The organism is Providencia sp. PROV150 (assembly GCF_028481025.1).
GTDB lineage: Bacteria > Pseudomonadota > Gammaproteobacteria > Enterobacterales > Enterobacteriaceae > Providencia > Providencia hangzhouensis.
In genome coordinates, this window is record NZ_JAMPPJ010000012.1 from 247,121 (window position 1) to 259,012 (window position 11,892).

Sequence of the window (11,892 nt, forward strand, 5' to 3'; positions counted from 1 at the left end):
TTAAAATATTTTAATGTTAAATTAATGTAAAACTGTAATTTATTCAATTAATTATGGTGGTGTAAATAATTCAATACGATAGTGGAAATATTTTACATAAATGGATTGAATTGTTTACGATGCATGGTATGTTATTACTCATACACCCAAACACAATACGTAAATAATAAACTAAGCAAATATAAGCTAATAAGTAGGTAAAAAATGATCATGCAAAAAGATGTACTCAACAACGTGAATATTCAAGACGAGCAGGTATTAATCACTCCTGAGAGTCTGAAAGAGAAATATCCGCTGAGTCGCAGCAACCTGCATGCCATTGCGACATCGCGCCAAGTGATTGCTGACATTATTCATCAACGCGATCCTCGCTTACTCGTGGTATGTGGTCCTTGCTCAATCCATGATGTGGATGCCGCTATTGAATATGGTGAGCGCCTGAAAGTATTAGCCGAAGAATTAAGTGATAGCTTATATATTGTGATGCGTGTGTATTTTGAAAAACCTCGTACAACCGTAGGTTGGAAAGGTTTGATTAGTGATCCATTTATGGATGGTTCTTTTGAAATGGAAAAAGGCCTACATATTGCTCGTGATTTGTTGACCAATTTAGTGAATATGGGGCTGCCATTAGCGACAGAAGCATTGGATCCTAACAATCCTCAATACTTAGGGGATTTATTCAGTTGGTCAGCCATTGGTGCAAGAACGACTGAGTCACAGACCCACCGTGAAATGGCATCTGGTTTATCTATGCCTGTTGGTTTCAAAAATGGAACCGATGGGAGTTTATCTACAGCGATTAATGCGTTAAAAGCAGCAGCGATGCCACACCGTTTTATGGGAATTAACCAATCTGGCCAAGTTTGTTTATTACATACCAAAGGTAATAGTAACGGACATGTCATTTTACGTGGTGGGAAAACGCCTAACTACAATGCTGAAGACATTGCGGCTTGTGAAGCGGAAATGAAAAAAGCAGGTTTAGAGCCGTCCCTTATGGTGGATTGTAGCCATGGAAACTCGAATAAAGATTACCGCCGTCAACCATTAGTTGTTGATTCTATTATTGAACAAATTATTAATGGTAATGAATCAATTACAGGTATTATGCTAGAAAGTCATATTAATGAAGGGAATCAAACATCTGAACAAGCCCGTGACACAATGAAATACGGTGTGTCAGTGACAGATGCCTGCATTAACTGGCAAACGACGGAAACGGTATTGCGTAAATTACATCAAGCATTGTTGCCTGTGCTTGAACAACGTGCGCAAAAATTGAGTAAAGTGAGCTGATCAAGGTATTGGTATGTCTGTTGAGTTATCCCATTTACGGGAACAAATTGATGAAGTTGATAAATCGTTACTAGATTTATTAGCAAAAAGGCTGCAACTGGTTGCTGAAGTCGGTGAAGTGAAAAGCTTACATGGTTTACCGATTTATGTGCCTGAACGAGAAACAAGCATGCTGACAGCACGTCGCGCCGAAGCTGAGCGTATGGGGATCCCACCTGATCTGATAGAGGATATTCTAAGGCGGATCATGCGCGAATCTTACGCACGTGAAAATGATAAAGGGTTTAAAACACTGAACCCATCAGCTGGCCCAATTGTGATTGTAGGTGGTGATGGGAAAATGGGGCGGTTATTTCACCGTCTCCTTAATTTATCAGGCTATCAGGTTAAGACATTAAACGAAGATGACTGGGCACAAGCAGAATCTATAGTTGCTGGTGCGAGCGTCGTGATGGTTAGTGTACCAATACATTTGACAGTACAAGTCATCAACCAGCTGCCTAAACTGGATAAAAGCACGGTCTTGATGGATATCGCATCGATTAAGCAACAGCCATTAGAAGCGATGTTAGCGGCCCATGATGGGCCAGTACTTGGGCTTCACCCGATGTTTGGTCCTGATATTGGTAGTGTTGCAAAGCAAGTATTTGCTTACTGTAATGGCCGTGGCTCGGAGTCTTATCAGTGGTTTCTTGAACAGTTATTAGTTTGGGGGGCACGTTTGAAAGAAATCTCAGCCGAAGAGCATGATAAAAACATGAGCTTTATTCAGGCATTACGCCACTTTACAACATTTACTTACGGGCGAAATCTTGCTGAGGAAAATATTGATTTACAGCAATTACTTGATTTATCATCGCCTATTTATCGTTTAGAGCTCGCGATGGTTGGGCGGCTGTTTGCTCAAGACCCTCAACTCTATGCAGACATTATTATGTCTTCAAATGAAAATGTTGAATTGATACGCAGATATCATCAATTGTTAGGTGATTCAATAGCGCTACTGGAGAAAAAAGATAAAGCGGAATTTATTCGCCAATTTAATCAAATTAGCCAGTGGTTCGGTGAAGATGCCCATCATTTTATGAAAGAAAGCCAATCATTACTGCAACGAGCAAACGATAATCGAAAATAATCATCCCGCCTTCTATCGTGTTTTATAGCGGTAGAGGGCTTTATTTTCTTGTTAATTTTTTGTTACCTTCTATGTTCTTCTATTTCAGTTAATCTCACCAAGAATGTTTATTTAAAATAGGTAATTGTACTTATCTATATAATTTCTATCGAATAATATGCTGATCAGATAAAAACTGAATTTATTCACTATCTAATTTCAAATTAATCAATTTTTAAAATCAATATTTATAAATCGATCGATTTATATGATAAAGATTTCACCTGTTTTACCGATAACACTACTCATTAAATGATGGTTAGCGTGGTAAATATATGTCTTTTAAAAATCTCAAAATTAGTATGAAGTTAACGGTAGCATTTGGTGGTTTTGTTGCGCTTATTATCCTAAGTTCACTTTTTTCTTTAGCCAATATGAACCGAGCTAATGATGGCATGAAACAAGTCCTGTATGAAAGTTATCCTATTGCCTCTACCGCAGGGCAAATGATGGATAACTTTTATTCTTTTATAGGGATCCAAGAGCTAATTTTACTTGATGATCGTGGTAGTGATAAACGCAGAGAAGAGTTGGCTAAAATTACATTAAAAATTAATGGATTGATGGAAAGCTTAGAAAATAACGTTACAGATGATCGCTCTAAAGAAGTCTTGGCTGATTTGCGTGTTATTCGCCAACAGTTTCATGCATCAATTACTCGCATCAATACCTTTTTATCAGAGAATAATCGCCAAGCTGCTATTGATGAAATGATGACTAAAACGTCTAGTATTCAACGTGATTATCGTGATCAAATTCAAACTTTAATGGCTATCCAAGATTTGGAAATGCAAGAGGTTGGCCGTAAAGTGAATGCGGATTATGAAAACAATAAACTATTACTAGCGGTGTTATCAATCTTGAGTATTGGCGCGGGCTGCGTAATGGGCTGGTATATTACGAACATTATCACAAGGCCATTGGAAAATGCGGTTAATTTCGCGCAGTCAATTGCAAATGGGGATCTGACTAAAGATATTCAGGTCACCTCAAAAGATGAAACGGGTGTATTGTTAAATGCACTTAATGATATGAAAGAGCACTTGCTGGAAATCGTTCAAGAGGTTCAACAAGGTTCTGAAAGTATTTCGGCAGCAGCAGGGCAAATTGTCGCGGGGAACCAAAACCTGGCGGCGCGCACCGAAGAACAGGCTGCATCAGTTGAAGAAACGGCCAGTTCAATGGAACAAATAACTTCAACCGTTCAAAACACGACTGAGCACACTCATGAAGCTAGCATGCTTGCAGACCAAGCGGCAATTATTGTACAAAACAATGGCGACATGATGAGTCAAGTAACGAATAAAATGCGTGCAATCAATGGATCATCATCACAGATGACAGAAATTATTAATCTAATAGACTCAATTGCATTTCAAACCAATATCTTAGCATTGAATGCATCCGTTGAAGCGGCAAGAGCTGGTGAACATGGGCGAGGCTTTGCCGTTGTTGCCGGAGAAGTGAGATTATTAGCACAAAAAAGTGCGGCTTCAGCGAGTGATATTCGTGGGTTGATTGAAAACTCATCGTCACAAACGCAAGAGGGTATGGAACTTGTTGAAAAAGCGACTCAGCAAATACACGGAATGGTTGATAGTGTAAAAGAGATGAATGCGTTACTACGTGAAATTGGGCAGGCTAGTCGTGAGCAAAGCGATGGAATTTCTCAAATCAATAGTGCAGTAGGGCAACTTGATTTAACCACACAACAAAATGCGAGTTTAGTTGAGGAATCTGTTGTCGCAGCGGACTCATTGAATGAACAGGCGTACCATTTGAAGGAACTGGTCAATTATTTCAGAGTCAAATCTTCGAATTATCAACCTGAAGTGAGAGCATAGTTTCAGTTTAGTAGGCTGCACTGAAAAAATGCAGCCTAATTATATTTTAATTAAGGCGTAATTTTTTCAGGTTCAACAGGAACCACATTTTCGGATGGGTAGCAGCCTAATATTTTAATTGACCTAGTAATTGTTGAAAGCTCTCTTAAAGCTTGTTGCATATTATCTGAACGTAAATTGGCATGCACATCAACATAAAACATCTCTTCCCATGGTTTTCCATTTATTGGGCGTGATTCTAACTTGCTCATGATTATCTTATTATTTTTCAAAATAACTAATGCATCAACTAAGGCACCAGCTTGTTGGCCAGTGGTCAGAAGCAGTGTTGTTTTAGCCGGTACTTGTTCAGTGACTTCAATTGGTTGTGGTGCAACAACAATAAAGCGTGTCATGTTAATTTGCTGATTAGCGAGATTATGCTCTATTACGCTTAAATCGTATAAGGCGCCACCGGCTTCACTTCCAAGTGCCGCGACACTCGGTGAGTTTTGGTCTGCGACCATTTGCATTGCAGTTGATGTGCTATCACAATATTTTATTTCCCAGTGTGGGAATTGCGCTAAGTATTGGCTGCATTGTTGGAAAGGTTGAGGGTGGCTATACACGGTTTTGATCTGGCTGAGATCGGTATTTCCTGTTGTTAAGAGGCAATGGTTAATTGGGAGCCGAATCTCTCCGACGATTGATAATGATGTATTTTGCAGTAAATCGTAAACATCGTTAATTGCGCCCGAACTGGTGTTTTCTATTGGTAAAATGCCATATTCCGCTTGCCCATTTTCAACTAATGAAAAAATATCTTGGAATTTATGGCAACTGCATTCAACTAGTTGGTCAAAATGACGGGCTGAGTACTGGCGTGCCGCAATGTGTGAATAAGAACCTTTCGGCCCTAAAAATGCGAAACGCGCGGTATCACTAGGGGGTAAATTTAAATGCTTTTGTAAAATAGCCTGTTGCGTAAGAACAGAGTCCTCAATAATCATCTGGAATAGGCGAGTGATATAAAAGCCATCAAGCCCTAGCGGTTTGCCTTTGTTGATTAAAACATCAAGAAGCTGACGCTCACGGTCTTTATCACGAATAGGGCGGCTATCATCAATTTTTGTTTCAGCGACTTCAACAGCATAACCACGGCGCTTTGCTAAAAGATTTAGTAATTCACTATCCAGTTGACTTATTTTCTCTCTTACTTTTAATAAATTAGTGCTGTTTTCCATGCTGCCCACCCTGTTAATATCATGATATAAAAAAAGCCCCCTAGAGGGGGCTTTCTAATTTTGTCTTCTTTTCTTTCTCGAACGACAAAAGCCCCCAATTAGGAGTTGCTAAAGAAGAAAAAGAAAACAAAATTAAGATTCATATGAACACCTTTAGTCAGATTCAATTTAAATAAACCCGATACTCACTAAGAAGTCAATAGGTAAGGATCATAAACATAAAAAAACGCGCCCATGGTGAGCGCGTTTATAAGGTTCAAGATTAGTTGATAGATAATATAAAATTATAACGTAACAGTATTATTCGCTTCTTTTACACTATTATATGCTCTTCTTGATTCTCCTTTATGTTGCACTTTATTAAGTTGTCTTTCGAGTTTGTTAATTAGTTCATTAATTGCAACGTACATATCTTCATGCTTGGCACTTGCGACCAATTTTCCTGTCGCTGTTTTTATGTTGGCATCAACCATAAAACCTTGTGGCTCTTTTGATAATACGACATGCGTATTTATTAGAGATACTTGCCACTTATCGAGTTTTGTTAGACGGCTCTCAATGTGCTCACGAATCGCTGGGGTAATGTCCATTTGTTTGCTAGTAATGTTCACTATCATATAGTTACCTCTCATTGTTTCCGTCTTTGTTGATTTCAGAATACCCGTTCTTGCTAAGAAAAAATTGATGTAGATCACATCTCATTCAGGGGAAGAGTAACAGCTATCTGAAGTGTGATTTCACATAAAAAAGAGGCGAAAAAGCATTGCCAAAATGAATGGATTAAGGGACACTGATTGAGTTGGCTAGGGGAACGGTAAATAGCCGGAACTTTTTTTGGGTTAAAATTAGTACCCTAAATGAGCAAGCAACTAAATCGCCGCTAGCAAAGAAAAACAGCAGCCATGGCTGCTGTTTTAGATCGCACGATGATATTATTGTGGGTTTGCAGCAATAATACTCGCAACTTTATTCGCTTCTTGGTTTAGCCCCATCTCATTATAAGCAATTTCCATGTATGCTAAGGCATTACGTGTTGCTTCTGTGTCTGGGTAGTCTTTTAGCATTTGTTGAACACGATTAACAACCGCGACATAAGCACCGCGTTTGTTGTAGTATTCGACAACAGAAAGGTCGAATTTCGCTAAGCGGTCTTTTAAGAAGACTAATCGCTTACTCGCATCATTGGAGTATAAGCTGTTAGGATAGTAGCGAACTAACTGACTGAAATCTTTGAATGCAACTCGTGCATGCTGTGGGTCTCTGTCTGAGCGGTCAATACCAAAGAGGCCTTGCAATAAGCTATCATCCAGAGCCATCGCGGTTAAGCCTCGCATATAGAGGACATAATCAATATTTGGATGAGTTGGGTTCAAACGCATGAAACGGTCAATTGCGGCTATCGCCATTGGCAGCTCTGCTGATTTATAATATGCATAAATCAGGTCTAATTGAACCTGCTGAGCATATGGACCAAATGGATAACGGTTATCAAGAGCTTCAAATTGTTTAATCGCTGCTTTAAAATTGCCGTCCTGTAATTTTTGCTGACCCGTTGCATATATTTCAGCAGGGGTGCTATCAGGGCTGACTTCAGGAGTGCTGGAACAGCCGACTAAAATCAGGCTCAACGTGGCTGCAGCCACCAGATTTTTCATACGTATCATCACGTGTAGGTTATCCTCTGAGTGTTTCGAGGGAGTCTATCCATAAGGCTCCCGGCAAAATTCGAGTTACAATAGCATATATTTTAAATGAAACGGCACTGCCGTCAAAATACAAACACCAAAAAGTAGATTAATTTATGGCTCAACAAGTACAACTTAGTGCAACTATCGCTGAATCACAGCTTGGTCAACGTTTAGATCAGGCTTTGGCCGAATTGTTCCCTGATTATTCACGTTCTCGCATAAAAGAATGGATTTTAGCTGATAGAGTGCAGGTTAATGGCAAAGTTATCAATAAGCCAAAAGAAAAAGTTTTTGGCAGCGAACAAATTTTAATCGACGCCCTCATTGAAGAAGATAATCGCTGGGAACCACAAGATATCCCACTTAATGTGATTTATGAAGATGAAGATATCCTAATTATTAATAAACCGCGTGATTTAGTTGTCCACCCTGGAGCAGGAAATCCAGACGGTACAATTCTTAATGCGTTGTTATATCGTTATCCTGAAATTGCTGATGTGCCGAGAGCAGGTATTGTTCATCGTTTAGATAAAGACACGACAGGCTTAATGGTTGTCGCAAAAACAGTTCCAGCTCAAACACACCTTGTAGAAGCATTGCAACGTAGAGAAATTACGCGTGAATATGAAGCGGTTGCGGTCGGCCGTATGACAGCGGGTGGCATGGTAGAAGAACCTATCTCTCGTCATCCAACTAAACGAACCCATATGGCTGTGCACCCAATGGGCAAACCCGCTGTAACGCATTATCGTGTGATGGAACACTTTAGAGCCCATACTCGTTTACGTTTACGTCTGGAAACGGGCAGAACTCACCAAATCCGTGTTCATATGGCTCATATCAATCATCCATTAATTGGTGATCCTTTATACGGTGGCCGCCCGCGTCCACTAAAAGGGGCGACCGAAGAATTTTTAGAGGTCATGCGTAATTTTGATAGGCAAGCACTGCATGCCACCATGTTACGCTTATATCACCCAATCTCAGGTATTCAAATGGAGTGGCATGCACCGTTACCTGATGATATGGTTAAGCTTATAGAAGCTCTAAAAGCAGACACTGAACTGCATAAAGACGATATGGACTGGTAATGAATACATTGATTTTCCCTGATTGGCCGCAACCTAAAAACATAGCTAGCTGTAGTACAACTCGAGTGGGTGGTGTGAGCCTGCCACCTTTTGATAGCTTGAATTTAGGTGATCATGTTGGGGATATACCCAATGCCGTCAGTGAAAATCGTCAACGCCTTGAGGCGCTTGCTCAGCTACCACAACAACCAGTTTGGCTTGAGCAAGTTCATGGAACGGATGTGCTTCAGCTTGTTGGTGATAAAATTCATAATAGGCAAGCGGACGCCGTGTACAGTAATCAGGTTGGCCAAGTTTGTGCCATTATGACTGCGGATTGCTTGCCTGTGTTATTGACTAATCAAGCAGGAACGGAAGTGGCAGCAGCCCACGCAGGGTGGCGCGGGCTATGTCATGGGGTTCTTGAAAATACAATCAATCAATTTATTAGCCCTGCAAATGAAATTATCGCTTGGCTTGGCCCCGCTATTGGTGCTGAGAAATTTGAAGTCGGTAAGGAAGTCAAAGAGGCTTTTGTTAATCAATCATCTGATTTAGCCTCTGCTTTTGTTCCTTATAATGATAAATATCTCGCTGACATTTATTTATTAGCACGTAAAAAACTGCAGGCTGCTGGCGTAACGAAGGTCTATGGTGGTGATTTTTGTACAGTAACAGATGAAAACAGATTTTTTTCCTATCGAAGGGAAGGAAAAACCGGCAGGATGGCTTCATTGATATGGATAAATACCTAGTATTGGGGTTTTGTTCTAAATTAATGGATATATCAAAAATAATTCCTTGCAAAACTTGAATATTTAAAAACTGACCTCATCTAGTATCCAGTAGCAAATTTAATCTCATTTATTGGAGGTGTTATGCGTCTGGACCGTTTAACTAATAAATTCCAGCAAGCTCTCGCTGACGCCCAATCACTAGCCCTTGGGCGCGAAAACCAGTTTATTGAACCTATTCATCTATTAAGTGCCCTGTTTAATCAAGAGGGTGGCACAGTTCGTCCATTGCTGACGACGTTAGGCGTGAATGCCGTACAATTCCAGCAAAAAGTCGAAGATGCATTAGGGCGTTTACCTCAAGTGCAAGGTGTTGCGGGAGATGTTCAACCATCAAGTGACTTAATGCGTCATTTGAATTTATGTGATCAGTTGGCACAAAAGCACGGAGATGAATTTATCTCCTCAGAATTATTTCTTGTCGCCGCTTTAGAAGCCAATACGACATTAGCAGACATGCTCAAAGCAGCAGGTGTTAATAAAGATAATTTAAAAAAGGCAATAGAACAGATGCGTGGTGGAGAAAAAGTGAATGACCAAAGCGCTGAAGACCAGCGCCAAGCCTTGAAAAAATATACAGTTGATTTAACCGAACGTGCAGAGCAAGGCAAATTAGACCCAGTAATTGGTCGAGATGAAGAAATACGTCGGACCATTCAAGTACTGCAACGTCGTACTAAAAATAACCCTGTGCTGATTGGTGAACCAGGTGTAGGTAAAACAGCAATTGTTGAAGGGTTAGCACAACGTATTGTTAATGGTGAAATTCCAGAAGGGTTAAAAAACAAACGTGTATTATCCCTTGATATGGGGGCGCTGATTGCGGGTGCGAAATATCGTGGTGAGTTTGAAGAGCGTCTGAAAGCTGTTCTAAATGATCTTGCCAAACAGGAAGGTAACGTCATTCTGTTTATTGATGAATTACACACCATGGTTGGTGCAGGTAAAGCAGATGGTGCGATGGATGCGGGTAACATGTTAAAACCTGCGTTGGCTCGCGGTGAATTACACTGTGTTGGCGCTACCACATTGGATGAGTATCGCCAATACATTGAGAAAGACCCTGCATTAGAGCGTCGTTTCCAAAAAGTGTATGTGGCTGAGCCATCCGTTGAAGACACAATTGCTATTTTACGTGGTTTAAAAGAACGTTATGAACTGCATCACCACGTGCAAATAACTGACCCGGCGATTGTGGCAGCGGCAACGTTATCGCATCGCTATATTACTGACCGTATGTTACCCGATAAAGCGATTGATTTAATTGATGAAGCGGGTGCAAGTTTACGTATGCAAATGGATTCGAAACCTGAATCCTTAGATAGGCTGGAACGCCGTATTATTCAGCTCAAACTTGAACAGCAAGCGCTGAAAAAAGAATCGGATGATGCAAGTAAAAAACGTCTTGAGATGTTAGAAGAAGAGCTCGCAGAGAAAGAACGTGAGTACTCTGCGTTAGAAGAAGAATGGAAAGCTGAAAAAGCATCATTAACAGGTACTCAGCATATTAAAGCTGAACTTGAAAATACACGTATCGAGATGGAAAAAGCACGCCGTATGGGTGATTTGGCAAAAATGTCCGAATTGCAATACGGTAAAATTCCAGAATTAGAGAAACAGCTTGAAGCGGCAACCAAAGCTGAAGGCAAAAGCATGAAACTGTTACGTAATAAAGTAACAGATGTCGAAATTGCTGAAATCTTAGCTCGTTGGACTGGCATCCCTGTATCTCGAATGCTAGAAAGTGAAAGAGAAAAGCTGTTACGTATGGAACAGCAACTCCATCAGCGTGTTATTGGACAAGATGAAGCGGTAGTTGCAGTATCGAATGCAATTCGTCGTAGTCGTGCAGGGTTATCAGACCCGAACCGCCCAATTGGCTCGTTTATGTTCTTAGGGCCAACAGGGGTAGGTAAAACTGAATTGTGTAAAGCGTTAGCAAATTTCATGTTTGATAGCGATGATGCAATGGTTCGTATCGATATGTCTGAATTTATGGAAAAACATGCGGTATCACGTTTAGTGGGCGCACCTCCAGGGTATGTCGGTTACGAAGAAGGTGGGTATTTAACTGAAGCGGTTAGACGTCGTCCATATTCAGTCATTTTATTGGATGAAGTTGAGAAAGCACACCCTGATGTTTTCAACATTTTATTACAAGTGCTTGATGACGGGCGTTTAACGGATGGACAAGGTAGAACAGTGGACTTCCGTAATACGGTGATTATCATGACATCTAACTTGGGTTCTGACTTAATCCAAGAAAGATTTGGTATGATTGGTTACTCAGAAATGAAAGATATGGTGATGGAAGTGGTATCCCATAGTTTCAGACCTGAATTTATTAACCGTATAGATGAAGTTGTTGTATTCCATCCATTAGGTAAAGAGCAAATTACGAATATTGCCAATATTCAATTGGCTCGTTTATATAAACGTCTTGAAGAGCACGGTTATGAAGTTAGTGCGACACCTGCTGCACTGGAGAAAATTGGGGAGGCTGGTTTTGACCCAATCTTCGGAGCAAGGCCATTAAAACGCGCAATTCAGCAGGAAATTGAAAACCCTCTGGCACAAGAAATCTTGTCAGGTAAGTTATTACCAGGTAAACCTGTCGTTTTAGATGTAGAAAATGACGAAATCGTTGCTAAACAGTAATTGATATTATTGTAAAATCAAAAGGTGGCTATTGTTAGCCACCTTTTTTATATCAAATTACGTATAAAATCACTTTTTTTGCTTGATAATTGGGCGTAAAGTATAAAATATCACCACTTGAAATTTTTTTTCAAAAAAACAC

Annotated in this window: 9 protein-coding genes and 1 other annotated feature; of the genes, 6 read left to right on the forward strand and 3 right to left on the reverse strand. The window is 40.2% G+C overall.

What is annotated here, in order from left to right:
- Positions 1 to 204: 204 nt before the first annotated feature.
- The 3 genes from PSE83_RS10640 (at position 205) to PSE83_RS10650 (ending at position 4,317) form a co-directional block, all read left to right on the forward strand.
- Positions 205 to 1,299, forward strand: coding sequence for a 3-deoxy-7-phosphoheptulonate synthase (locus PSE83_RS10640; RefSeq protein WP_004264828.1), 1,095 nt, complete (start codon positions 205 to 207; stop codon positions 1,297 to 1,299).
- Positions 1,300 to 1,312: 13 nt separating this feature from the next.
- Positions 1,313 to 2,434, forward strand: coding sequence for a bifunctional chorismate mutase/prephenate dehydrogenase (gene tyrA, locus PSE83_RS10645; protein ID WP_096864780.1), 1,122 nt, complete (start codon positions 1,313 to 1,315; stop codon positions 2,432 to 2,434).
- A 314-nt stretch (positions 2,435 to 2,748) separates the two neighbouring features.
- On the forward strand, positions 2,749 to 4,317 hold the full coding sequence (locus tag PSE83_RS10650) for a methyl-accepting chemotaxis protein (protein ID WP_164564686.1): 1,569 nt from the start codon (positions 2,749 to 2,751) through the stop codon (positions 4,315 to 4,317).
- 50 nt (positions 4,318 to 4,367) lie between these two features.
- On the opposite strand, the gene pheA is transcribed toward PSE83_RS10650, so the two are convergent.
- The 3 genes from pheA to bamD all read right to left on the reverse strand — a co-directional run bounded on the left by pheA (position 4,368) and on the right by bamD (position 7,204).
- Complete coding sequence (gene pheA / locus PSE83_RS10655) at positions 4,368 to 5,540, reverse strand: bifunctional chorismate mutase/prephenate dehydratase (protein WP_272660844.1); 1,173 nt, start codon at positions 5,538 to 5,540, stop codon at positions 4,368 to 4,370.
- 26 nt (positions 5,541 to 5,566) lie between these two features.
- Positions 5,567 to 5,684 (reverse strand) — a sequence feature (Phe leader region).
- A gap of 140 nt (positions 5,685 to 5,824) precedes the next feature.
- Positions 5,825 to 6,157 (reverse strand): ribosome-associated translation inhibitor RaiA, encoded by a 333-nt coding sequence (gene raiA, locus PSE83_RS10660; protein WP_036958924.1) that lies wholly within the window; start codon positions 6,155 to 6,157, stop codon positions 5,825 to 5,827.
- A gap of 315 nt (positions 6,158 to 6,472) precedes the next feature.
- Positions 6,473 to 7,204 (reverse strand): outer membrane protein assembly factor BamD, encoded by a 732-nt coding sequence (gene bamD, locus PSE83_RS10665; RefSeq protein WP_004264835.1) that lies wholly within the window; start codon positions 7,202 to 7,204, stop codon positions 6,473 to 6,475.
- 137 nt (positions 7,205 to 7,341) lie between these two features.
- Between bamD and rluD the strand changes: the two genes are divergently transcribed.
- The 3 genes from rluD to clpB all read left to right on the forward strand — a co-directional run bounded on the left by rluD (position 7,342) and on the right by clpB (position 11,750).
- Positions 7,342 to 8,319, forward strand: a complete 978-nt coding sequence (gene rluD / locus PSE83_RS10670; RefSeq protein WP_004264836.1) for a 23S rRNA pseudouridine(1911/1915/1917) synthase RluD — start codon at positions 7,342 to 7,344, stop codon at positions 8,317 to 8,319.
- A complete protein-coding gene (gene yfiH, locus PSE83_RS10675; protein WP_164564688.1) occupies positions 8,319 to 9,053 on the forward strand; it encodes a purine nucleoside phosphorylase YfiH in 735 nt (244 codons plus the stop codon). The genes rluD and yfiH overlap by 1 nt, the downstream gene beginning before the upstream one ends.
- A gap of 123 nt (positions 9,054 to 9,176) precedes the next feature.
- Positions 9,177 to 11,750 carry an ATP-dependent chaperone ClpB gene (gene clpB / locus PSE83_RS10680; RefSeq protein ID WP_094962020.1) on the forward strand — a complete coding sequence of 858 codons (2,574 nt, stop codon included), beginning with the start codon at positions 9,177 to 9,179 and terminating at the stop codon, positions 11,748 to 11,750.
- Positions 11,751 to 11,892: the final 142 nt, after the last annotated feature.

Coding starts and splice junctions, on each gene's coding strand:
- PSE83_RS10640 (WP_004264828.1), top strand. CDS start 205: ATGATCATGCAAAAAGATGTACTCAACAACGTGAATATTCAAGACGAG.
- tyrA (WP_096864780.1), top strand. CDS start 1,313: ATGTCTGTTGAGTTATCCCATTTACGGGAACAAATTGATGAAGTTGAT.
- PSE83_RS10650 (WP_164564686.1), top strand. CDS start 2,749: ATGTCTTTTAAAAATCTCAAAATTAGTATGAAGTTAACGGTAGCATTT.
- pheA (WP_272660844.1), bottom strand. CDS start 5,540: ATGGAAAACAGCACTAATTTATTAAAAGTAAGAGAGAAAATAAGTCAA.
- raiA (WP_036958924.1), bottom strand. CDS start 6,157: ATGATAGTGAACATTACTAGCAAACAAATGGACATTACCCCAGCGATT.
- bamD (WP_004264835.1), bottom strand. CDS start 7,204: ATGATACGTATGAAAAATCTGGTGGCTGCAGCCACGTTGAGCCTGATT.
- rluD (WP_004264836.1), top strand. CDS start 7,342: ATGGCTCAACAAGTACAACTTAGTGCAACTATCGCTGAATCACAGCTT.
- yfiH (WP_164564688.1), top strand. CDS start 8,319: ATGAATACATTGATTTTCCCTGATTGGCCGCAACCTAAAAACATAGCT.
- clpB (WP_094962020.1), top strand. CDS start 9,177: ATGCGTCTGGACCGTTTAACTAATAAATTCCAGCAAGCTCTCGCTGAC.